Origin of the sequence: Leeuwenhoekiella sp. W20_SRS_FM14, assembly GCF_052119605.1 — a bacterium.
Classification (GTDB): Bacteria; Bacteroidota; Bacteroidia; order Flavobacteriales; family Flavobacteriaceae; genus Leeuwenhoekiella.
The window spans coordinates 333,815-359,950 of sequence record NZ_JBGQOK010000001.1 but is presented as its reverse complement, the minus strand read 5'-3'; the positions used below and the strand labels follow the sequence as shown (position 1 = coordinate 359,950).

The following is a 26,136-nucleotide window of genomic DNA, read 5'->3' as shown; positions in this document are numbered from 1 at the left end:
GTAATTAAAAAGTAAGGTTGAGCCCGGTCATAAACGTACGGGTCATAAAAGCCGCACCATACTGATCTCTTCCTGCACTTTCTGGATCCCAACCATCATATTTTGTAAATACAAACGGATTTTGAACTGTTGCATAAACGCGTAAGTTTCTAATTTTAATCTTATCAAGCATATTTGCCGGTAAGGTATATCCCAGTGTCATATAACCTACTTTTACGTAAGACACATCCATATATAGAATGGCATCTCTATATTGACCAGGGTTACCCGGCTGAAACCAATCATTAGTAGTATTTTCTGGAGTCCAGTAATCTGTTTTATAACCATTAAATAAACGAGAAGGCTCATTATCATACCCCCAGGCATAGTTACTGTGGAAAACACTTTTATAGGTATTGCCCTGACTGAAGTTTAATAAGAATGAAAAATCAAAATTCTGATAGTTCATCGTACTCGTGATACCACCTGTCCATTTTGGAGTAACCTGCCCTATCACTTTACGATCTTCACCTGGAGTGATTAGACCATCACCATTTACATCTGTAACACGTACCTGACCGGGACGCTGGTTAAATGCTGCAGCTTCTTCAACCTCATCTAATTGCCAGATACCAGCATACTCGTAATCATAAACCGCACCTATAGGCTCACCTACTCTATGTATAAGATTTGTACCATTTACGTTAAAAATGATCTCATCTAAATCTCCATATAATTTATCAAGGGTATTTTTATTAGAAGCGAAGTTGAAATTAGTTGTCCATCTAAAATTACCATTATCAATATTGGTAGTGTTTAAAGAAACTTCGATACCTTGATTTGTAGATTCTCCTACGTTATCATAGGTTCCTCCAAAACCGGTTACATTAGGTAATGGAGTGAAGAAAATAATATCTGTGTTTTTTCTTCTATACACATCTACAGAACCAGAAATTCTATTGTTTAAAAATCCGAAGTCTACTCCCAGGTTTATTTCTGTAGTACGTTCCCAGGTTAAGTTTTCATTTGCAATACCTGTTAAAAATGCTGTAGAAACCGATGAGTCTCCTAGATTAGTAGCACCAGATCCTAAAAGAGATTGAGATGCAAGAGGCCCTAAGCCACCACCCTGACCATTGTTACCAGTCTGGCCATAACTTAAACGTAATTTTGCATTCGATAATACATCCTGATCAGCTAAGAAATCCTCATCAATAACCTGCCAGGCAAATGCTGCTGAAGGAAAGAATGCCCATTTATTTTTATCTGAAAGTATTGAAGAACCATCGTATCTACCTGTTACAGTAAATAAATATTTATCTGCAAGGGTATAATTTACTCTACCTGTATAAGATTCTAATGTTTGTTTAGAAAAACCGCTTCCCAGGTTTCTAATACTTAAACCCGCTCCTAAATTATAGAACGTAAAAGCGTCTGTAGTAAAATTACGTACCTCATTATCATAATTCTCTCTGCGTTCCATAAAACGTGAAACAACCCCTGTAAAGTTTAGGGCGTGTACACCGGTCTCTAAACTGTAGTTTAAAATGTTATCCCAGGCATAGGAGAAATAATTTGAGTTTGAAGTTACCGCCCTACGGTTAGCGGGATTACCACTTGTACTTTTAGTAAATAAACCTCTGTATTCTCCATAACGTTGGTATTTTATATTTGGAGAAAATTTTGACGTGACCGTTAAGTTTTCAATAGGTTCTACTTTTAAAGCAATATCACCTATATACTGTAAGAATTTTTGCTCACGTGTAATGTTCTGTAGATCAAATAATGGGTTCGTTATTTGAGTTTCTTTATCTATAGGCGTAAAACGAAGGCTACCATCTTCATTATACGGGCTACCGATAGGCTTAAGACGATAGGCACTTCTAAATGCTTCAAGTGTACCTATATTTTGAGTAGCTGTAGTTATATAATTACTTATATTAATATTTAACCAGTCTTTCAAATCACTGTTTAAACTTCCTCTAATATTATATCGTTTAAAATCTTCACCGGCAAAGTTTCCTTTATCAAGCGTGTAAGCCAGACCCGCAGAATAGGTTGTCTTTTCAGTACCACCACTTAAACTTATGGTGTGATTTGTTTGAAAGCCCTTTTCTAAAAGTAAATCAACCCAATCTGTACTAACCCCATCTGCAATATTTTGCAATTCCTGCTCGTCTAAATAATCTGCAATATTTACATCGCCACGTCGCGTATTTAGATCACCATCTGTGCTTTTAAACACCTGTCCTAATGCAACGTCTCTCAATAATTCTACATAGCCGGGACCATCGTATATATCTGGTAAATTATAAGCCTCCTTATACCCCACATAATTGCTATAATCTATTTTTAATTCTCCAGTTTTACCACGTTTGGTTTCAATCAAAACCACACCATTACTACCACGAGAACCATAAACCGCTGTTGCAGAGGCATCTTTCAAGATGTCCATTCTACTAATATCTGCCGGGTTTAAGAACGAAATATCATCAACGAAAATCCCATCAACAATAAATAATGGATTTTGCCCGGGATTAAAACCACCATTTGAAGCAGTCTGGTTTGAATTTATCGTACTTGCCCCCCGTATACGAATATTAAAACCGCCTCCACCGGGCTTATTATCGGTACGCTGAATAACAACACCCGGCGCCTGACCTTGCAAAGCAGATATTGCGTCTACTTTATTTGCCTGCTCAATGTCTTTAGATCCTACTGAAACTACAGAACCTGTTAAATCTTTACGTTTTACAGTACCGTAACCAATTACTACTACTTCATCAAGTTCTGCACTATTCTCTTCAAGCTTAACATTTATGCTAGCCTGACCAGTATAGGTGCGTTTTGCTGTAGTATATCCTACATAAGTAAATACTAATACATCGTTTGCGTTAACCGAAAGTGAATAATTTCCATCAAAATCGGTAACTGCTCCGTTTGATGTTCCTTCTACTACAATATTTACCCCGGGTACGGGCATATTATTAGCATCTGTGACTACCCCTGATACATTTTTTTGTGCCCAGGAACTGGATACAAAACAAAGTGTTAGGATTATTAATGAAAGTCTAAGTTTCTCCATTATTGTTTGTTTGGTTAATAGTTAAATTCTTGTGAAAAAATCACAGAATGAAATTACCCAGACAGCTTGTTCATTAAATGGATATATTACCCAAAAACATAGAGGAATCACTTAAAACTACAACGATGTAAATTTTAGAAACTAATCCATTAAATAAACCTTATATCTTTAATATTTAGCTAATTATAATTTTTTATGAATAGAAAATCCTTACTCTTGATGTATTCATCTATATACCTATAGGGTTACCTATACTCTTTAAGTAAATTTAAACAGCATAGAATTTCATCAAGAAATATAATTTTAGTCCTCATCATTGAATGTACACTATAAGAGATCAATAACTTAAATTTTAAAGAACGTGTAATTGATTTTAATTAAGTGAAGAACACTATAGGCTAAACCTAATTTGACAGATATGATTAAACTGAGAATTACAATCCGAATTTAAAATTGAATTTCTGCCATAAGTATATTAAGAGGAAGTCTTGAAAAGACTGATTAAGAATTGTAAAAAGTTCTTATTAAATATTTTTATCCCTAAATTTTACTAAAATTTAAAAATTGTCATATTCACACTTATTAGCTTATATTTTAAGTTATTTACAATAGATTAAAAAAATACTTTGCAAATTTTTAAAATACTTGTAAAAATATTAAAAGTATTTTATACCTTTATTCCGTATTACATTTTTACTAAATCAATTAATCAAATTCTTATGAAGAAAATCTACTCAAGTTTTCATCACCGATTTGTACTTATTGCTGTAATTCTTTTTTCGGGTGCTTTTATGCAGGCACAGACAAAAATTACAGGAACTGTTACAGACGCTAACAATGCAGAACCCCTACCCGGGGTAAATGTTATAGCCGGAACCGCAGGTGCTATTACAGATTTTGACGGAAAGTATGAAGTAACCGTACCTGCAGGTATTACACAGCTTACATTTTCTACTTTAGGTTATGCTACGCAAACGATTGCGATAGAAGGAAGAAGCGTAATAGACTTAGTTCTAGCTTCAAAATCAGAAGATCTCGATGAGGTAATTGTAGTAGGATATGGTACGGTTAAGAAAAGTGACCTTACCGGCTCTGTCTCTACTATAGACGGGGATGCTTTTAAAGAATTACCAGTAACCTCTGTAGATCAAGCTATTCAGGCAAGAGCTCCGGGTGTACAGGTAACTCAAAGTTCTGGTGCGCCAGGTGGTGGTGTATCTGTACGTATACGTGGTTCTAACTCTATTAATAGTGGTAGTGAACCTTTATATGTTATAGACGGATTCCCTATTTACCCAGATAACAGCGCCTATGGTGCAGGTGGTAACAGGCAGCCTACAAACGTAATGGCTTCTATTAATCCTAATGACATTGAATCTATTGAGGTACTTAAAGACGCTTCTGCAACTTCAATTTATGGTTCTAGAGGTTCTAATGGTGTAGTACTTATTACAACAAAACGTGGTAAAGCAGGAAAAACTAAAATTAGCTACGACGGGTCTTTTTCTACCCAGACAATAAGCAACTCTATAGATGTATTAAATGGTACTCAATTTGCTCAATACATCAATATTTTAGAGCAAAGCGCTGGTGGTAACCCGGTTTATACCCAGGAACAAATAGATTCTTTTGGAGCAGGTACTAACTGGATTGATGAAGTAACTAGAACTGGAATCATTCAGAATCACCAGTTAACATTTTCCGGAGGTAGTGAAAATAATAGATTTGCACTTACCGGTAACTACCACGATAACAATGGTATTATTAAAGAAACCAATTACAAACGTTACGGAATACGTATAAACGTTGATAATAAAGCACTTAATGATTTTATAGATGTTTCATCTAGCTGGACTTATAACCGTGCAATATCAAATAACGCGCCTACAGATGGTGGTGGACCAGGTGGTATTATTATTACTGCTTTAGGACTAGATCCTACAGTACCGGTACGCAATGAAGATGGTTCATATGCCCTAGCGTCATACGATGGTCGTTTTGCAATAAACCCTTTACAAGAATTAGACTTTGTTACAGATCGTGACATTACAAATCGTGTGTTAGGAACAACCAGTCTTACTTTTAATCTTAGCGATTCCTTTAAGTTTAAAACGAGCTTAGGAGCAGATATATTAAATGTTTCCAGAACAACGTTCTATCCTTCCGGTAACTCGCGTTTAGGTAGAGAAAATTCTGGTGAATTAACACTCGCAAATCGTGATGTAGGTAATATTTTAAATGAGAATATCTTTACTTATACTAAGAAATTTGGTGAAAAACATAATATTGACGCAGTTGCAGGTTACACCTATCAAAAAGAGGTTAACAAATATATGCAGGCAACAACCCGTGGTATTACTGCATCAAATGTTGATCAGGCAACCTTACAAGGTGGTCCAGATGTTTTAACTCCCTTTTCAGGTAGAAGAGAATGGTTATTAGAATCGCTTTTAGGTCGTGTAAACTATAACTACGACAGTAAATACTTATTTACTTTTACCTTTAGACGTGACGGTTCTTCTCGTTTTGGAAGCGAAAATAAATGGGCTAATTTTCCTTCTGTAGCATTAGGTTGGAATCTTGCAAATGAATCTTTTTACGAAGAATCTAGCATCGCTAACGTGATGAACAAGTTTAAACTTAGAGGTAGTTTAGGTCTTACCGGTAACTCAGAAATTCCTGTATATAACTCTCTTGCAAACCTTAGTGAGTTTAATTACGTATTTAATGGTGGTAACGCTCTTGGTCTTGCAGACGGAAGATTAGGAAATCCAGACTTAAAGTGGGAATCTACAACGATGAGAAACATAGGTCTTGATGCATCATTCTTTAATGATAAATTAAATTTAACACTTGATTACTTCAGCAATACTACAGAAGATTTATTGCTATTTGTATCTATCCCAAGTAGTTTAGGTTTTGAATCTATCTTAAAAAATTCAGGCTCTTTAGAAAATAAAGGATTTGAAATAGGTTTAGATGGTTATGTGGTTAATACTGAAAATTTTAAATGGAACATCGCTGGTAATATATCATTCCTTAGAAATAAACTTACCAGTCTTGGTGACAGTACTCCATTTTTCTCTCAAACTACAAGTGGTCACTTAGGTGTTGATGGTAGCTGGGTAGAAGCAGGAAATCCTATTGGTGTATGGAGAGGTTATGACTATGTAGGTATTTTTCAATCTGAAGATGAAATCGCTAATAATGCTTCCAGATCTGGTGATAAACCAGGTTACCCAAGATACCGCGATGCTAACGGAGATGGTGAGATTACACCAGACGATTACGTAATTATAGGTGATCCTAATCCAGATTTTACCTGGGGTCTTAACTCTACTTTAAATTATAAGAATTTTGATTTAGGTATCTTCTTTAGAGGCTCACAAGGTTTTGACGTACGTAACTTACAGGCATCAGAATTAGGTGACGGTGTACAACGTATCAATCAGTTAAGTACAATTTTAACAGACTCCTGGACACCTACAAATACAGATGCTTCACGTCCTGTAATTGATGCAAGTAGAGACTTTGCAAACTCATACAGAGATTCTGATTACTTTATTGAAGACGGTTCTTTTATACGTTTACAAAACTTATCGTTAGGATATACACTGCCTAACTTTAATGAAAACATAAGCAAACTACGTTTTTATGTAAGTGGTCAAAACTTACTTACCATTACTGATTATAGCGGATTTGATCCTGAGGTAAACAACCGCGGTCAAAACAACCTAAATAGAGGTGATGATTATGATGCTTACCCACGCTCAAGTACATTTACAATGGGTATTAACTTAGAATTTTAATTTAAAATTGCTGAACTATGAAAAACAATTCAAAATTTAAACCTTTAAAATTACTCTACGCTTTTGTAGTGGTGACAGCTATGGTTAGCTGTACAGACCTTGAAGAAAATCCAGATTTTACAACTCAGGAAAACTTTTTTCAAACAGCAGATCAGCTTGAACTTGGTGTTAATGCTGTATATGATGGTATAGGTACCGGTAGAGACTGGGAAAATCACTACTACAATAGATTTGTATTTGAATGTTTAGTAGGGTATCAAGTAGGCTATGAAAAAGGCCCACTAGCCTACCAAACCGGAAACGTAGATCCTGCAGATTTCTACATAGGTAGATACTGGAGAATTTCTTATGAAAACATCAATAGAGCAAACACGCTTATTGAAAAAGCAGATGAGCTTAAAGAAGCTGGTGTAGCCGATGTTGCAAAGATAGATCGTGTAAAAGCTGAAGCTTTGTTTCTAAGAGCTTTTTACTACTACAATCTTGTACGTTATTTTGACGATATTCCTGTTAAGACTTCAAGATCTATTGATGATAAAGATTTACCATCTAATGAAAATGGTAAGCGTCTAGCTTTAGACCTAATCCAATCAGATTTAATGATGGCTGCAGAAATATTACCAGAATCCTATACTGGCGAAGATTCAGGAAGAGCAACTAAATGGGCAGCGATGGCTTTACTGGTTAAGGCTTATTTACAGGATGAAAAATGGGGTCCTGCTTACACAACCGCTCAGACTATTATTGATGAGTCTGGTATAAGTCTATTTACAGACTTCGCAGATAACTTTGCGGTTGCAACAGAAAACAGCGGAGAACGTATTTTTGAAGCACAAGTTTCTGCTAGTGCAAATCCTAATGAATATCAAAATTACCATGCACACTTTGTACCTAGAGATTTACCTAATGATTTAGGTGGTGTGGGCTGGCATTGGCTTAATAGCACACGAGCTTTTCGTGAGCGCTATGATGTAAATGATAAGCGTATAGCTGGTACTTTTATTAGTGAATATCCTTCAACAAGACCTGCTTTAAATGCAGCCGGTGAGCGTCCAGTTGTAAGATGGAGCAAAGATGCACCTTATAATTTAGGAGTAACTGGTGGTCTTGTTCCTGTAGATGCAGATCCTAATAATCCTGACGAATTAATTTTCTCTAGTGGTTTCTCTGCTAAATACACAGAACTAGGTCTAACTAACCCTTATGCAAATGAGAAAAACATCGTTTATTTGAGATATGCTGATGTTCTTTTAGGCCATTCTGAAGCAGCTAACGAGAGCGGCACAGGCGATCCTTACTACGGAATTAACTTAGTACGTGAGCGTGCAGGCCTTCCATTTTTATCAGGTTTAGGACAGGCAGCGTTGAGAGATGCAATTGTAAACGAGCGTGTACTTGAGTTTGCTATGGAAAATGAAACCTATCCTGAACTTAAGCGTAAAAGTACCTTTGGTGGTGCTCAGGATTACTTAGGAGATTATATTCAAAGTTTCATTGATCAATACAATGTTGATCGTACCTTAAAAGCTAAAGATTACGTTTTACCACTTCCTTTAAATGAAGTTTTGGGTAATCCTAACGTAACTCAAAATCCTCTATATCAGTAATTATTTTTTTTAATTGTTCTGTAAGAAAACCTGCCAGCAATGGCAGGTTTTTTAATGACCTATTTCTATCTTTAATTTTCTCATCTAAATCTAACTAATGCATCGTTTTTCTTCATACTTTAAATCAATACTGCTCATATTAAGTGTTGCTTCGTGTACTTCACCTAAAACCGATGAAGCCATAACTAAAAGCAGCTTATTTAAGTTACACACTTCAAAAGAAACAGGAGTTGACTTTACAAATACCATTGTAGAAAATGCCGATTTTAATATGGTCGATTATTTTTATGTCTATAATGGTGGTGGCGTTGCGCTAGGTGACATTAATAATGATGGTCTAACCGATATTTATTTTACAGGCAATTTTGTGGATGATAAATTATATCTCAATCTAGGTGACTTCAAGTTTAAAGACATTACCGTTTCCGCGGGGATTAATAAACCCGGCTGGTCTACCGGTGTTACCATGATAGATATTAACCACGATGGTTTACTTGATATTTATGTAAGTAGATCTGGGAATTATACCCCTGAAAAACGTGCAAACCTACTCTATATAAATCAGGGAGATACCACATTTAAAGAACAAGCAGCGACTTATGGTTTAGCCGATACCAGCTACTCTACTCAGGCTGCATTTTTAGATTATGATCACGATGGGGATCTAGATATGTACTTACTCAATCACAGTAACGAGATACGCGATCCTAATAATGTAAAGGCATTAACAAAAGACGGTAGCGGTCTCGCAAATGACCGGTTCTATAAAAATATGGAAGTTGAGACCGGCAACATCAACTTTACAGATGTTACCCTCGAAGCAGGAATTCTCTACGATGGTATGGGTCTGGGCATAGGTACTGCAGACGTGAATAATGACGGCTGGGATGATATTTTTATAACAAACGATTTTATAGCAAATGACTATCTCTACCTAAATAATCAAGACGGAACCTTCACAGAAAAAGCACATGCATTTCTGGGACATAACAGCCATTTTAGTATGGGTAATGACCTCGCAGATTTTAATAATGATGGCCTGGTTGATATCGTAACTGCAGATATGCTCCCTCCAGATAATTTTCAGGAGAAAAAAATGTCTGGCCCCTTAAATAATGATTTATTTCAATACACGCTTCAAGAAGGCTACTTACCTCAATATATGCGTAACAATTTGCAAATAAACACCGGCGGTACTTCTGCAAACGAACAAAGTTTTTCTGAAGTAGGCCAACTTGTAGGTATAGATGCTACAAGCTGGAGCTGGGCGCCGCTTTTTGCAGATTTTGACAATGACGGTCTCAAAGACTTATACATCACAAACGGCTATTTACGCGATATAACCGACCTTGATTTTATTAACTACACCAGCACCCTTTCTGGTAATCCTACATTAAAAACTTTAGATTCCATTTTAAAAAATAAAGCTAAAACGATGCCAGCGCTGAAGTTGGCAAATTACATGTTTAAAAATACAGATTCGCTTCGTTTTGAAAACGTTTCTAACCCGTGGGGATTAAGTGAACCTTCGCTATCTAATGGTGCTGCTTATGCAGATCTTGATAATGATGGTGATCTTGATCTGGTTGTAAATAATATTAATGCGGAAGCTTTTATCTATGAGAATGAAATAAGTAACGGAAATTACTTACGTGTTTCCTTAACCGGCGATTCATTAAATACTTTTGCCTTCGGAAGCGAAATATCTCTTTTTCAAGATGGGAAAATTCAAAAAGTAAAGCAAAGTGTTACCCGTGGGTATCAATCTTCTGTTGATCCCATTTTACATTTTGGGCTAACATCACAAAAAATAGATAGCCTTATCATTTCCTGGCCTACCGGGAAGATGGGAATTTTAAAAAACGTTAAAGCAAATCAATTACTGAAGCTTTCAGAAAATGATTTAGCTGAATATATTCCAAAAGCTAAATCAAAACCGGAACAATTTATGGTTGAGATAAGCAAAAAAAGTTCTGTTAATTATCTGCACACAGATCCTTTTTATAACGATTTTAATCGCCAATTTTTACTACCGCATAAACACTCGTTTCAAGGTCCTGGCATAGCTGTAGGAGATATCAATAATGATGGCTATGAAGACTTTTTTATAGGTGGTGCCTACAATCAAAGTGGTCAGATTTTTAAAGGTTCTAAAAACGGCACATTTACTCAAACAGCGCTTGTAGCAAATGAGAAAGAAAAATTTGAAGAAGACACCGGTGTTTTACTTTTTGATGCCGATAATGATGGTGATCTCGATTTATATATAGCATCAGGGAGTAATGAATTTTATCCTGATTCTGAGTTTTTTCAAGATCGCTTATATATAAACGATGGGCTCGGTAATTTTAAATTGAATCCCTACGCATTACCTCAAATTACTGCTAGCGGTTCGTGTGTACGCGCAGCTGACTTTGATAAAGATGGTGATCTCGATTTGTTTGTAGGCGGAAGATTGTCCGCACTTAAATATCCTTTACCGGGACAAAGTTATTTATTGGTAAATGAAAATGGTGTTTTTAAAGACAAGACAAAAAGTCTAGCTCCTTCCCTATCTAAATTAGGAATGGTAACCGATGCTTTATGGAGCGATTATGACAATGATGGAGATACAGACCTGGTGGTTGTAGGTGAGTTTATGGCAATTCAATTTATAAAAAATGAAAACGGAATTTTTGAGAATAAAACGGCAACCACAGGACTTAGCAAAACTTCAGGTTGGTGGAACTCTATAAATGCCGGTGATTTTGATAATGACGGCGATATAGATTATGTGGTAGGAAATCTAGGATTAAATACAAAATATCAGGTTTCTTCAGAAGAGCCAATGACCGTTTATGCTTTAGATTATGATAACAACGGAAGCTTAGATCCTATCCTAGCCACATATAAAAATGGTGTTCAGGTACTTGTGCACTCTAGAGATGATTTGATCAAGCAGATACCTGCAATGAAGAAAAAATTCCCCAATTATGCCAGTTATGCAAACGCAAGCTTAAACGAGGTGCTTACTTCGCAAGAAAAAAGCCGCGCGTACAGTGCCCGTGCATTTACATTTGCCTCTTCCGTATTAATGAATAATGGAGACGGCACCTTTGCAATACACTCCTTACCTACTGCAGCACAATTAGGCCCCATCTACAGCATACTGGTTGATGATGTAAATAACGATAGCATCTTAGATCTAATCGTGAGTGGTAACGATTTTGGGACCAGTGTTGATGCCGGGAGATACGATGCCTTAAAAGGGCTAATATTAAGCGGAAACGGCACAGGAGGCTTTCAGCCAATGGGCATTTATGAAGATGGTTTAAATTTAGAGGGACAGGTACGTGGTTCTGCTGTTCTTGCAGGAAATCAAAGTTCACGCTATCTATTTGGTCGAAATTCTGATTCGCTCACAATCTATGAACCTTCAAATGCAAAAGCCTTTAAAACGCTACAAGTAAACGCATTTGCAGCAAAAGGTTTAATTACATATAAAAATGGAAAGAAGCGGGCTCTCGAGTTTTATTACGGCTCCTCCTATTTATCTCAATCTACCAGATCAATTAAAATTGATGAAACGATAGCTAAGATTGAAGTTGAGAATTCTAAAGGAGAAAAGAGCAATGTGTTTGAAAACAAACTCTAAAAGATTAAGCGTTTTAAAATTTTTAGTTCAAATCTTAAAAATAAAAAAAGCCTCAGTAAAACTGAGGCTTTGAAGAAGTGATCGCGACAGGATTCGAACCTGTGACCGTCTGCTTAGAAGGCAGATGCTCTATCCAACTGAGCTACGCGACCCTTTTTGCGGGTGCAAATATAATGCTTTAACTAAAAAGTTAAAGTATTAGTTGAAAAAAAATAAAAATTATTTTAAAAACAAAAGCCAGATCACTAGAAATCTGGCTTTTAAGGTTGTAATTAATATGTAAATTTATGCAGCCATTGGGAAATTTGCAATTTCTGTAAACGCCTCTCCTTCTTCACGAGTACTTAAATTACCTACGGTAGATAATACATTGTAGTTAAACCAGATCACTAGTAATCGTAATGGTATTTCTAAAGAATCTTTTAAACCTAATTTAGAATCATCAACGTGTACCCATCTATTTAATGCTTGTTCTTGTATAATCTGCATAACAGCATTTTTTCCACCCATATATTTTTTTAAACGTATAAACATTTCTACATCAAATAACCATTTGCTTAAAAAGCTGGTTGAGTAAATTACCGGAATTAATTCTTTTCTAAAAACCTTAGCACCACACTGTGTATCTTCTATAGGAAGACCTAAAATTAAAAACACACACATTTTTATAATTTTAGAGAATATGGCGCGCAATGGGTCTTTTTGAATACCATCGCCATCATTGTCTTTTGCTCGTGATCCAAATACCATTTTCAAAGTAGTATTACGCTTTAGCGTGTCATCTAATGAGATAAAGTCTTCAAAATCTGTAGAAAGATCTGCATCAATAAATCCTACATTATCAATATCTTCTCTGTTATATAAATAACGTGCTCCGGCTCTTACTGCAGCAGCTTTACCCGAATTACGTTTCATATCAATAACGGTTACTTTATTTTCATTTACTCTTTGAATATTCTTTAAAACTTTAAGAGTTTCGTCTTTACTACCATCATTTACAAAACATAAATGGTAATTTTCAGATTCTTTGATAAATCTTTCAAAAGCAGCTTTGTTGATACGGTTAGCTTCGTTGTAACAAGGTATTATAATTGCAGTTTTCATAGTGTTTGGGTTTTTGCTAAATCGATTAATTACACTACAAACATACCGTGGTTACGAGGGGTAAATTGTTGATTTTCGATGGCTAAACTTTCACTTTAGATGAAAACCATTCATCGACAGACGAGCCATTCATCGAAAGTCTTATCTTAGCTTTGTAAGAAATAAGAAACCAGTAGTTACCCATATAAATGAAGAGTACTCCAAACAGATATTTAATCATTGCCCTACTTATTGGGGTTGTCTTTCACGGCTTTGGAATCTTTTTTACTTTAGAAGGTACCTACGATGCATTAATACACCTCTTCTTTGCAGATCATTATGCTACACACTGGTTTGAACCATGGAATTATAGCTGGTACACCGGCTTTACGGTTATGGGGTATCCGCCGCTGGTGCATCAGGCAATTGCCGTTTTATCGCTTGTAGGCGGACTAAAATTTGGAATGTTTACCGTGGCTTTAATTGGTGTTATCCTATTTATAACCGGGGTATATCGATTTGCCCTACTCATTACCGCAAATGCAAATGCTGCAGGTTATGCTGCTATCGTGGCTGTATTCTCTTCTTCTTTTGTTGAAACACTTCATGTTTTTGGGCAGCTGCCTAGTATAATTGGTGTTTCTATACTTATGCATTGTCTACCGGAAATCTATTTATGGCTTATTACCGGTCGAAAAAAATACTTTATTACCTCCTTATCCCTTTTAGCGGTTACCGTCTGTTCACACCACGTAACTCCTATATTTGGAATGGTCTTTTTTATATTTCCGCTAATAGGGATGGCGGTTATGGATCAAGCCAGATCGCAGGTAACTACTATGAAAGAGATTACTTTCAAGGTATTTTTAAAAGCATTTTTTAAATTGCTGAAGCGCATGATAGCCTTCGGTGTATCAGCATTGTTTCTTATCATCACCTGTATTCTTCCGTATTGGGTAAATACTAAAAATAACCCCATAACTCAGGTTCCTATTCCACATGGGTCTCGTGATAATTTTTTAGAAATAACCTCCAGCGGTCTCGTTTTCTTTTTGATTCCCTGGGGTATTTTATTGCTGCTTATGCCCTATTTTTTCTACCGGTATTATAGCAAACGTTATTTATTTTTTGGGCTTTCGCTTACAATGCTTACAATTTTAGGAACCGGTGGTACGACTCCTATTCCTAAAATTATTTTGGGTGATAATGCATTTAATATCTTAACCTTAGACCGCTTTACCTTATGGGGAAGTATTATGGTTTTACCCCTTTTTGGAGAATTTGTCTATCGTTTTGCTGAAGGGGATTATAAAACCTTTTTAAGTACAAAACTAGGTGGATTGTATCATCGTATTCTTGCCGGGTTTATGGCAGCAGTGTTTTTAGGAACTACAATTTTTACGATGACTCTAAGTAACTTTAGGCCTTCACAGCCTAAACCTATAAAAATGCTGCCTATAGTAAACTTCCTCAATCAGGATATGCATTATAAATGGCGTTTTTTACCCTTAGGTTTTGGCGATCAAATTGCGTGGCTTTCTGCGCAAACAGACGCGATGACGGTTGACGGTAATTACCATTCTGCACGCAGATTGCCAGAATTGACTACACGAGCTATTGAACGTCTTGAAAATTCAAAATTTAGAGGTGTAGAAGGTATTGGTTCGCTTCAGCAGTTTTTAACTGTTCCTGAAAAATACAATCTCAAATATGTATTTTCAAACGATAAGTTTTACGATCCTATTTTATATTTCGCCGGCTGGCAACGGCTGGGTTTGCTAGAAAATGGTATTATGGTTTGGGAAAAATTAGGCGTACCGCCTCTTGCTGAAATTTTACCCAAAGATGATATTCCGCTCTTTCTTATTTTAATGTGGGGGATCATTCCGCTGTTAACAGTGCTAATTGCCTTTGTTATAAACATTCAATCTATTTGGGTACGTGCGCTTCGGTCAAAAAAACCCAAAAAACCTCCCTACATGCAATGGAAAATAGATGTTTCCGCGACTGCGAAAACACCTCAAAAGCGCTCTCAATTATTATTTACTATCGCCCATTTATATGGGTTTATAGTCGTTTGCTGTTTTGCATTTGGGGTTTACACCTTTTATCTCAAAAATGCAGACCAGATTGCCCCTAAAAATGTTTTGGAGGCTTATTTTGACGCATTAGACTTTAAAGAGCTAGAACGGGCGTATTCTTATTTTGACCCGCAAAGTGACAAGTCACTAGATCAGTTTATGCTCGAGTTTGCCGTTACAGATGGCCTGTTAAACAGTTACGCAAAACTAGATGCCATTGCTATCACACTAAATAAAGAAACCGATAGCAGCGCGCTGGCTACTGCAAAAGCAAAATGGATTACGCCACTAGAACTTATAGATACTGAAGAAGATTTTGAATTGATTAAAAGAAAAGGAAAATGGTATATAAAACCTAAGAAACCCGAATTAGATCTTCCGCCAGACCAGTTAATCACCGTAAATGAAACCGATTTTTATAACCACGGAAGACGTCGTATCACTTCTGAACAAACCTATCACGAGGATATATTGAAGCAACCGGTGCTCGAGGTTCTTTCCGCCAGATTATTAAAAGTAGAGAATGACTATATCATCGTGGGTGAAATTCAAAATGTAGACAATGTTCCCGCAGATGTCTCTGTAAAAGGAACGTTGTACGATGAGCAAAATCAAGAGTTAGCTACCTATAATGCCAAGTATGAGATGAAGCATAAACTAATGCCAAAAGAGATTACTTCATTTAAAATAGAATTTGAAGGTACGGCCTGGATTAATCAGGATGATCACGCCCCGCTTACCTTCAACCCAGATCAATTTACCCCAGTAGAGCTTGCGGGAAAACCAGTAAATTTTGACCTTCACGTTTCGGCAAATGTTGCAAATACAGATCTTTACAAAAGAGTAACAATAAACAGCCTTGAAATCACTAAAGATACGCTTACCACGACCCTCTTTAATACAGGTACGCAGCAAGCAACAATACCGCAATTGCTCTTGTCGTATTACAATGCAGATGATGAGTTACAATGGGTATCACATTATTTTTTACAAGAAGGGGTTCGCCAGCAACGTAAACAACGTCTTACCCTGACCTTAGACAATATTAAAACTCAACTAATTAGTGAATCGATGCAGGCTATTTTTGTAAATGGGCTTCCGAACACAGAAATAGCACGTAAAGTCGTTCCTAACCGAAATAAAAACCAGGAAAGTGCTTCAAAAGTCAAGCTTTCTGATGGTGGTTTTCTTAAAGTAGAAATCAATAGTTATCTTGGTAATCCGCGATGATTCAAAAATTCTCAACACATATATGGGTAATTTGCTGCCTTTTGCTATTAGGTTTTTCGATAAAACCTCAGGATACCGTTGAGTCTGCTACCATAGAACTACTTACAACCCAAAATCAATTTGAAGCCGGAAAACCCATACAGCTACGATTTAAAGGAAATGCTGAAAATTTAAATCTTATTATTTCCACGGCACTCGCTACGGTAATTATAGAGCCAGATTCTACAGATTTAAACGAGCAAATTAAATTTACAATCGGAAGTCCGTTAAGCAAGATGAGCGGTATTTTAAACTGGGTTTTAGTGAGTAATTCTGAAAAAATAAGTGATGGATTCTTAAATATCACCACAAAACCTGAAACTGTAGCAAAACTAGAATCCTATCTGGGACCACAGCGCATTGCTGCCGGCGGCAATGATTTTGCTCAGCTTACACTTCTACCTACAGATCAATTTGATAATCCCTTACCAGATCATACCGTAGTTACATTCACAACTGCTTTTGAAACCACTGAAAAGCAGGAGAATTTAAAGGTTCAGAATTTTATAAGTTGGAAAAACATCTATTCTACTACTAAATCGGGTCGTCTATTTGCCGCAGCTAACAGCAACGGTATTACTTCAAAATTACAAACCATTTACGTAGACGCAGGTTTAGCTACACCATTTAAAATAAACTATTCGCGACCAAACCGATTTGCAGATAGTGATCAGATTACCACCTTTGAATCAAGCATCATAAAAGATACTTACGGAAATATAATTCCGGATGCTACTCTGGTAAATTTTGTGGTACATACCAGTAGCGGTGATGTTTTACAAACCACTGGAAATACAATAAATGGTCGTGCACAAGCTCGATTATTACATCCTGCTAAATCAGAAATCTGGCAAGTTACCGCCTACATCACCGGTGTTGCTCAAAGCAACACAATAAGCATTACGTACGAACCCGCGTTGACAGAAATTATAACCAACTGGGATTCTAACACTAGAATTTTAAAAGTAGGCCCCTTAAAAGGACGTCTTAATCAAATACTCGCAGAAGGGACTTTGGTTACTTTAAACATTATGGGGTCAGACGGTAAAGCAGATACTGTTACTAAAAAAACAGAATCAGGTAGTGTTACATTTGAGCTTAAAAAAGATTTTTATAAATCTGGTATTTACACACTTACACTTGAAGTTTTAGGAGTTACTCATAAATTAGAAGCTGTAGAACTGTTGTGAAAAATCAAACTAAAAACATATACAGAGCTCTGCTAATTTTAACCTTTATTGGTTTGAATCTTTTAATCGTTTCGGCGATTAGCCAGATCATTACCTACTTAAATACTGGAGCAGACAAAAGTAAAATGCTAAACCTATCTCTCAAGAGTGAAAGCGTATACAAGCCCCATTTAATATGGAGTGATACACTAAACCCCAGCAGACCTTTAGAAAAACCTACTCAGAAAAGAGTAGCACAAGATTATCTTAATGCGTGGTATGTACGTGAAGTAGCATTTAATAGCGGTGAGCAAAAAGGACTTGAAGATTATTATACAGAGAGTGCCAGAAAAAAAATTGACTCACTCATAACTCTAAACAATTCGGCAAATACGCGTATCGAAGCCACAACATTAAGTCACGATCTCAAACTAGAGTTTTACAGCGCAGATGGTCAATTAATAAGTTTTACAGATAATAATGTCGAAGAGGTAAAGCGTGTGTTTAAAGAAGAAAAATTACTTCTAGAAGAAAAAACTAGCGCAAGCTACCGTGTGGTAATGCTTTTAGAAGATGGTTTTTGGCGCATCAGACAATTTGTGAAAATTCCATCAAAAACTAGTGCCTCTATTACTAAAAGAATAGCCGTTAATAAAAAAACCAAACACTATAATGGACTTAATTATTATCCTGAAAATAGTCCGTGGGACACTTTTGGGGAAACCTTTGATCAAAACACGTTGCGTGTAGATTTTAAAAAAATTAGATCTCTAGGTTTTAATACAATTCGAGTTTTTGTAGGCTATAAAGATTTTGGAGAAGCAGATATTAAAACCGAAAAATTAGAAAAACTAAAAACTTTAATGGATGTTGCTCAACAAGAACAACTTCAGGTTATTGTTACCTTATTTGATTTTTATGGAGATTATTCTGTAATCGACTGGTCTAATACCTTCAAGCATTCTAGAAAAATTGTAAACGCTTTAAAGGGACACCCGGCACTCGTTTGTTGGGATATAAAAAATGAACCTAATCTTGATTTTGATTCGCGAGGTGAACAACTGGTGCTGTTTTGGTTAAAAAGTCATTTAGCACATCTAAAACAGCTTGATCCTCAAACAGACGTCACTATAGGCTGGTCAAATTTACAATCGGCTCACTTATTGCTTGAGTCTGTAGATCTCGTTTCTTTTCACTCCTATCAAAGTTTTGAAAGTTTTAAAAGCGAATTTCAGGAATTGAAGTCAAAAACGAATAAGCCTTTAATGTTACAGGAATTTGGACTCTCTACCTATTTTGGAATCTGGAATCCGCTGGGCGCCAGTGAACAAAAACAAGCCGATTATTATACAGATTTTTTAAGCTTTGCTAATCAAAATAAATTGAGTTATACACTCTGGACGTTGTATGATTTTACAGAAATCCCTACTTCTGTCGTGGGTAGACTGCCCTGGCGTAAAGCCCAGCAAAAACATTTTGGTCTTTATAAAAAAAATGGCGAAGCTAAAAAAGCTGTTGAAGTTATTAAGCAACACACTAAAGCTCCTTAGTTTTTAAATAGAAAAATCAACTTATTATTTATATGTCCTGCTCAAAAATAGCTGGAAATCGTATATTTTTCCAAAAAGGAAAATGAAACTATTCGATATTGAACCAGATGCAACAAAAAATTTACTACCCCTGGATGGTACTGTAAATTATTACGGAAAGCTCATAGACGAAAAAGCTGCTAACGATTATTTAAATCAACTCTTGGCTACAATTGAGTGGCGTAATGATGAAGCCTTAATTTTTGGTAAAAAAATTATTACAAAACGTAAAGTTGCCTGGTATGGTGACAAACCATTTGAGTATACCTACTCTAAAACAACCAAGTCTGCCTTACCCTGGACAGCAGAATTACTAGAGTTAAAAGAAAAAACAGAACAACGAACCGGAGAAACATTTAACTCATGTTTATTAAATCTTTATCACGATGGCAATGAAGGAATGGGCTGGCACAGTGATGCTGAGAAAGATCTCCAAAAACACGGAGCAATCGCTTCAATAAGTCTTGGCGCTGGTCGAAAATTTGCCTTCAAACACAAAGATACTAAAGCGCGCATTGATGTATTTCTGGAGCATGGAAGCCTACTTATAATGAAAGATCAAACGCAAGACCACTGGTTACATAGATTACCTCCCACTAAGCGAGTTGCTGAACCGCGTGTTAATCTAACATTTAGGACTATAAATCATTAAAATCAAAAGAACTCCAAACGCTCTAGGGAAAGCGAAAGGAGTTCAACCAAATCAATTGGGGGCGAAAGACTACCGAACGATTATTAAATCATTACTTGCTTTTTGTTCTTTACGGCTGATGATTTGTTTGAAAACTTCAATATATTTTTGGGCAATAGCATCCATAGGTAATGCTGTGGCAGCCTTATAATTTGCCTGCCCCATACGTGTTCTATAATTTTGATCTACAAGAACTTCACTCAAGGCTTTTGCAAGATCTTTTACATTATTTGGCTCAAAAAAGCGAGCTTCGTACCCCTCTTCCCGAGAAAGTATTCCTAAGTCTCCTAAATCTGGCATTACCACTGCTTTACCATAACTACCCGCCTGATGCAGCACACCACTACTTCCTGTTGTAGAAGTATATGGAAACACTACAACAGAACTCTCTTCAAAAAGTTTAGGAACATCTTCTTCGGCAACGTAACCTGTAAAAACTAATTGTTTTACGTGCGCATAACGTTTTTGTACACCATCTAAATAGCCTTTTACATTAGGATTATCTGTACCGGCCACAACTATTTCAATATCAAGATCTACAACCTTACGAAGGTGTTCTACCGCTTCAATAAGCATTTCAACTTTCTTATACGTTCCAAATTTTCCGAAGGTCATTACACGTAAAGGCCCTGCAGGAAGTTCATAGCTAGGCTCTGCAGGTAATTCTAGCGTTCCGTGCGGTATAAGACCTACATTACTGGCGGTATATTTTTCTTGAAGAATACTAACATATTTACTTATAGTAAGGGCTACAAAATCTGCTTTTAGAATCATTTTAGTAAGCTGGGTGCCTATAAAATTATAAGCGCGCTGCAAAAATTTATTTGCTGTAAAACCCGCTTCATTAAGATCTACCTGCTCCATAATATTGTGTAACAATACGACTGTAGGCAATCCCATAAGCTTACAAATTCCCGGCAATGCAAGACCTAATGCTGCTGGTATTTTCTTATCTCCAAACTTCATAAACTGAAGATTAAATAGAACCGCGTCTGGCTTTGTTTCTTTTAATGCACGCACTACAGTGACAATATTTGAATAGCTGTTAAAACTCCAGCACGATTTTACAGTCACTTGACAGCCTTCTACATCTAAATGTGTATTAGCAATTTCTGAAGACACATCTGTAAGAAGAACCAGTTCTGATACTTCTTGATTAGCTCTAAATGCTTTTACCAGGTAATAGGCATATTCATTTAAAGTCACTTTACTTGGAGGGAATGCAGTAACGATTGCTAATTTCATCTGATTTGTTTTTTAATTCTGATACAAATTTGCAACTATGCAGAAAAGTTTTCGGTTAAAAAACGTTAGCACGTAATACTATGTAGACGAGTGGTATTTTAAAGGCGTTTAATGGAATTTTAATCAGCTGGACTGAGAATGCTTGTTTCACTTGAAGAAAGTGATAGGTAGTATACTAATAGGTATAAAATGAAAAACCCGTGCTTGCGCAACGGGCCTTTCTCCCAACTTAAATTCTTAATAATCTATTACGATTTGGGGTAATCGCTGTAATTGTTTTTTAAATTAAATACACTTGATTTGGGGTTCTGTGAGCGGTATTAATTTAAAATTAGGGATTTGTTGTAATTGTAATAATCTATTATAATTTGGGTTAAGAATTTATTTTGGGTTCACTATGATTTGGGGATCACTGGCTAATTTAAATTATGCTGTTTTAATATGCGATTTTAAGGTTGAGAGTTCTAAGGGTGAACGGGTATAAATAATTTCACCTCTAAATTTTACTTTTTTAAGATCGTGTAACCGTAATACAGCATCAGGTAATTCTGACACAATATTCTTAGAAATACTTAAATTGTTATTTATAGAATCTACCTGTAACTCATCAAACGTAATGAGTTCTTGCACAGCATATTTGTTATTTTTTTTTGAAGTAATACCAGTTACAGATGTATTTGCAAAACTTAAAGAGCACGCAAATAAAAATAAGATAACAGAAAATATTTTAGACATAAGTGGGTTTGTTTTGTATTACACCGTAAATATAACGCCGTTTATCTTTAACAAGCAATTATATTCGATGAAATACGTGTTAATTTAATTATTTTAACATATTCTTACAGAATAATAGCCTTCTACTTTATATTTCCTACAACCGTGTAGATGAATTTTTAGTGTTGTTGAATAATAGGAAATAACCAATTTGAGCAGTAACTAGTAAAATCATAGCTGCATTCTGAGCGATTACTACTTCGAGTAAACTATCGTGAAAAAATATTATAAAAGATATTTGAAAGATTCCTCCTACAAGACCTATAAATACTGGTACGTATTTTCCAAGGGAAAGAAAATAGTATGCAAAAAGGTTAGCGATTGCAAATAAACCCGTCGCCAGTGCATAAGGACCTAGTAAGGATGCAACTTCTAAATATGCTTCTCCAAATAACAGACTTACGATAAGTTCAGGTGCTGCAAAACAAATAAGTATAATCGAAACCGCAAGTATAGTTATATAACCTACATATTTTAAAAGTATCGCTTTAGTGTCTTCCCCTTTTTTGTGCTTCTCCACTACTACTGGTAACAGAACCATTACAAACATCCAGGCTACAAAATAAACAACGCGTCCTATAAGTGCCAGAGAGGCATATAAACCGGCTTCATAACTATCAAAGTAATGCTTCACCATAAGGATATCACTATTGTTAATGAGTATTTGAGTACCTTCATAAAATGCAGTTATTAAAAAAAAGCGTAACACTTCAGCTTTTAATTCGGTATCAAGTTTTGTAGCTTCTTCGGTAGCTTGTTTTTGTTTACTTTTAGGAAACTGGGCGATAAATAACGAAAGCCCTACGCCTATTGCTACCCCAATGGCTGGATTATCTTTAAATATTAAAATACACAGTAATGTAAGTACTAGTCTGCTCCACATCTCAAATTGATACGTTTTTGCAAGCGACAACATATCCTGGTTCCCCTGAAAAACTCCACGGTTAACACTCATAATAAAATACAGTGGGACCGCTATTCCAAATACGATAAACATCGCTTTAGATTCCGTTTGAAAAAGCAGCTGTAAATTTTCGGCAAAAACAACAAATAAAGCTCCCAGAACCAGACCTACCCGCAACCCCCATTTATTTATAGTATTTAAAAATGAGATTTTATCCTGATTCTCTAATAGAACCATATACCGCGCTGTACCTAATTGAAAAGTCATCGCTGCAAATGATAACACTAACAGTAACGTTATAATTATCGCCGCATCTGCAAAGGCTGCAGGGCCTAATAATCTACCTAAGACTAAATTATAAACATAGTTTCCTGCATTTACTATAAGCGCGCTCAACATAAAAAGTTGTTGAGGCGTAATTTTTTTCTGTACAAAAGGAATTGCGATCATTTTTATAGGTCGTTTCTAAATAAGCTGCGGCTTATATATTATGATGCAAATTTCTATAAGGAAGGGATTTAAATTTGAGGAATTTCGGTAGATGGTGATTTACTGTAGTTGAATGGTGGCTAAACTTCGTTATTCAATAAAAATTTTAAAAAACGATTCTTAACTACTAAAAGCTAATAACTTAGCCTAAATAAAGCTGTAGACTTGATTTAATAAGAACGCTGATATACACAAATACCGTGAGTGGCAGATAAGTATAGATGAATGGTTATACGCTATAGATTAAAATTGGCAATTATACCCCTAAATTGCATCAACCAAATCGAAGTCATGAAATTTACAATTACACTCGTTATTCTTTTTTTTACAATCTTTACTACCACTGCACAAGACATGCAGGAAGGCTTTACTTATTTAGAAGAAGGCAAAAATGCCGAAGCGCAAGTTTTCTTTGCCCAAGTATTAAAACAATACCCCGATAATAAAACCGCCCAATTGTGTTATGCACGTGCCTTAGGTTTAGGAAGTAATCCTGCAGAAGCCTTATCACTTTTTGAAAAAATGCTTGTTGAGTTTCCTAATGATTTAGAAATAGAATTAAATTATGCTGAAGCCTTATTATGGAACTCAAAATTTGAGGAAGCTGCTCCTTACTATAAAAATTTAGTTGTAAATAATCCCACAAACTTTGGAGCTTTACTGGGTTATGCAAACACACTTTCTAACTTAAAAAAATACGACCCGGCATTAGATTATATTAGGCGAGCGCTTGAGGTAAGCCCTGGCAATCCTAACGCTTTAGTTTCCCGTAAATATATACGGCTGGGAAAAGCCGGAGAACTAGCTAAACAAGGTGCTACTGCATCTGCACTTGCTCTACTCGATTCTAATCTGGTAGATTTTCCTAGAGATCGCGATACACAGCTTAATCAGCTTAATATTTTTTTGAAAGAAAAGAACTTTGAAGATGCTACTGCTATCTATACTAGTTTTACAGGATCAAAAAAAGATAGCATTACAGGTAAGATAGGGATCTCCCTGATACATCACCTTGCTGAAAATGAAAAATTAGCTTTGAGTACTGCCGCGGATGCCTATAAAATGGCTCAGGAATTTAAAAATGACTCGCTAGTATTTATCCCTGCTGCAGAACGCTATACCCAAGCTTTAATATGGAATGCAAAATACAAGGAGGCTCAATCTAAAATTGAAAATTTAGTAACTCAATATCCTACAAATACATCTATACTGGCTTTAAAAGCTATGCTGGGGATGTACACAGGAGATTTTAAAACATCAATTACAACCTACCAGACTATTTTAGCTCAGGATACAACATCTTTTGATGGAAATTTAGGAATTGCAAACGCGTATCGCGCAAATGACGAGCCTTTAAAATCTTACGAATTTGCAAATAAAACTTTAGAGTTTTATGAAGGACAGACAGATGCTAAGGGGCTAGTTAAAACCTTAGATCTTACCTACGCACCGGTTCTGGGAGCACGTGCTTCAATCACTAAAGACAACGGGGAAAATACAGCATACAGTTATGGTTTTAACGCAGCATTACCGCTGTCAACATCCTTTCAAACCGAAGCTAATTATGGCTATCGCATCACAAAAAATGGCATTAGTGGACAGGAAGCACAGGCGTACGAAATGGGACTTAAATTAAATTATAACTTTGCTCCCGGCTATGATTTACAAACCAGTGCTGGTTTAATTAAAGCACTTATATTTGACCGGGATTATACAGACTGGCAAGCAAGTATTAGTCTTAAAACAAAACCGTTTAAACGTCAAAATCTAGAAATAGGCTACAAACGTGAATTACAAAACTTTAATGCCCAATTGATTGAAGAAAAAATTGCATTAAACAACTATTTATTGAATTACAATTGGGGTATAACAACCCGCCTGGGATGGTACACCTCAATGATATATACGGCTCAGTCTGACGAAAACAACCGTAAACTTTTATTTACATCACTATACTACGGCTTAACAAAAAAACCTGCATTAAAAATGGGTTTTAACTACCAGTATTTAGGTTATAAGGAACAGATTAATGAATTGTATTTTAGTCCGTCAAAATACCAGGCAACAGAGATTTTTGCAGACTTAATGCTTCAGAAAATAAACAAATTCAATATTCACGCAATTGCTGCCGGTGGATATCAATTTGTAGAAGACTTAAAAGGTACTTCACTTTTTAGAGCAGAACTAAATGTCACCTATGCAGCATCGTCGCAATTGCAAATTTCAGCATACGGCAAGTACAGTAATATCGCTTCTGAACTCGCAAGTGGTTTTGAATTTGGTGAGGTAGGTCTACTCGTGCGCTGGTTACCCTTTGACAAACCAATATTTAAGAAATAAAATAAACTGGTTTAGCTAGTATTTTGAATATAAAAACCTGTTGCTCCTATTTTAGGAAACAACAGGCTTTTTACTTTATTAGAAAAAATATTAGAGACTAAAGTTCAGATTCTCTTATTATAATTTAGCTAAAAGAAACGAAAATCTAGAGAATATGCATTGACTGTAAAGCCCACAGTGAGGTACTAGAACAGACTTGATGCCTATAATATAAAGTGATCTACCCATAAGGTTTTGATTTAAGCTCAATTTTTTGAAAATACCTATTAGCTTAACAATAAACGCTTAATGATTAAATTCTTATTTTATCTAAACTAAAAATATGGGTTCGATCTGGATTGTAATATTGGCAGTATCTATTTTCTTAGTTGTCACTGTACTTTATTGG

General features: G+C 35.9%; 13 protein-coding genes and 1 tRNA gene. 8 read left to right on the top strand and 6 right to left on the bottom strand.

Features of this window, described 5'->3' with window-relative positions:
* Window positions 1–4 precede the first annotated feature (4 nt).
* A complete protein-coding gene (locus ACEN25_RS01520) occupies window positions 5–3,064 on the bottom strand; it encodes a SusC/RagA family TonB-linked outer membrane protein (protein WP_441801326.1) in 3,060 nt (1,019 codons plus the stop codon).
* 719 nt (window positions 3,065–3,783) lie between these two features.
* On the opposite strand from ACEN25_RS01520, the gene ACEN25_RS01515 reads away from it, so the two are divergent.
* From ACEN25_RS01515 to ACEN25_RS01505, 3 genes are all read left to right on the top strand, one after another.
* On the top strand, window positions 3,784–6,873 hold the full coding sequence (locus ACEN25_RS01515) for a SusC/RagA family TonB-linked outer membrane protein (RefSeq protein ID WP_441801325.1): 3,090 nt from the start codon (window positions 3,784–3,786) through the stop codon (window positions 6,871–6,873).
* Between the two features lie 17 nt (window positions 6,874–6,890).
* The gene (locus ACEN25_RS01510) at window positions 6,891–8,480 is read left to right on the top strand and encodes a RagB/SusD family nutrient uptake outer membrane protein (RefSeq protein WP_441801324.1); all 1,590 of its coding nucleotides are present in this window, start codon (window positions 6,891–6,893) and stop codon (window positions 8,478–8,480) included.
* Between the two features lie 97 nt (window positions 8,481–8,577).
* The gene (locus tag ACEN25_RS01505; protein WP_441801323.1) at window positions 8,578–12,114 is read left to right on the top strand and encodes a VCBS repeat-containing protein; all 3,537 of its coding nucleotides are present in this window, start codon (window positions 8,578–8,580) and stop codon (window positions 12,112–12,114) included.
* A 78-nt stretch (window positions 12,115–12,192) separates the two neighbouring features.
* Here ACEN25_RS01505 and ACEN25_RS01500 read toward each other — a convergent pair.
* Window positions 12,193–12,266 (bottom strand) — tRNA-Arg (locus tag ACEN25_RS01500).
* 133 nt (window positions 12,267–12,399) lie between these two features.
* Window positions 12,400–13,218, bottom strand: a complete 819-nt coding sequence (locus ACEN25_RS01495) for a dolichyl-phosphate beta-glucosyltransferase (RefSeq protein WP_441801322.1) — start codon at window positions 13,216–13,218, stop codon at window positions 12,400–12,402.
* Between the two features lie 188 nt (window positions 13,219–13,406).
* On the opposite strand from ACEN25_RS01495, the gene ACEN25_RS01490 reads away from it, so the two are divergent.
* The 4 genes from ACEN25_RS01490 to ACEN25_RS01475 all read left to right on the top strand — a co-directional run bounded on the left by ACEN25_RS01490 (window position 13,407) and on the right by ACEN25_RS01475 (window position 19,957).
* The gene (locus ACEN25_RS01490) at window positions 13,407–16,508 is read left to right on the top strand and encodes a hypothetical protein (protein WP_441801321.1); all 3,102 of its coding nucleotides are present in this window, start codon (window positions 13,407–13,409) and stop codon (window positions 16,506–16,508) included.
* A 41-nt stretch (window positions 16,509–16,549) separates the two neighbouring features.
* Entirely contained in the window at window positions 16,550–17,737 is a 1,188-nt protein-coding gene (locus ACEN25_RS01485; protein ID WP_441801320.1) for a hypothetical protein, read from the top strand.
* 53 nt (window positions 17,738–17,790) lie between these two features.
* Window positions 17,791–19,266, top strand: coding sequence for a cellulase family glycosylhydrolase (locus ACEN25_RS01480; protein WP_441801319.1), 1,476 nt, complete (start codon window positions 17,791–17,793; stop codon window positions 19,264–19,266).
* 82 nt (window positions 19,267–19,348) lie between these two features.
* Window positions 19,349–19,957: an alpha-ketoglutarate-dependent dioxygenase AlkB family protein gene (locus ACEN25_RS01475; protein ID WP_441801318.1), complete on the top strand. Its 609-nt coding sequence runs from the start codon at window positions 19,349–19,351 to the stop codon at window positions 19,955–19,957.
* A 69-nt stretch (window positions 19,958–20,026) separates the two neighbouring features.
* Here ACEN25_RS01475 and ACEN25_RS01470 read toward each other — a convergent pair whose 3' ends face one another.
* The 3 genes from ACEN25_RS01470 to ACEN25_RS01460 form a co-directional block, all read right to left on the bottom strand.
* Window positions 20,027–21,241: a glycosyltransferase gene (locus tag ACEN25_RS01470; protein ID WP_441801317.1), complete on the bottom strand. Its 1,215-nt coding sequence runs from the start codon at window positions 21,239–21,241 to the stop codon at window positions 20,027–20,029.
* Between the two features lie 426 nt (window positions 21,242–21,667).
* Window positions 21,668–21,976, bottom strand: a complete 309-nt coding sequence (locus ACEN25_RS01465) for a hypothetical protein (protein ID WP_441801316.1) — start codon at window positions 21,974–21,976, stop codon at window positions 21,668–21,670.
* A 136-nt stretch (window positions 21,977–22,112) separates the two neighbouring features.
* Window positions 22,113–23,369 carry a sugar isomerase gene (locus tag ACEN25_RS01460; protein WP_441801315.1) on the bottom strand — a complete coding sequence of 419 codons (1,257 nt, stop codon included), beginning with the start codon at window positions 23,367–23,369 and terminating at the stop codon, window positions 22,113–22,115.
* Window positions 23,370–23,699: 330 nt separating this feature from the next.
* Between ACEN25_RS01460 and ACEN25_RS01455 the strand changes: the two genes are divergently transcribed.
* A complete protein-coding gene (locus tag ACEN25_RS01455; RefSeq protein ID WP_441801314.1) occupies window positions 23,700–25,748 on the top strand; it encodes a tetratricopeptide repeat protein in 2,049 nt (682 codons plus the stop codon).
* Window positions 25,749–26,136 lie beyond the last annotated feature (388 nt).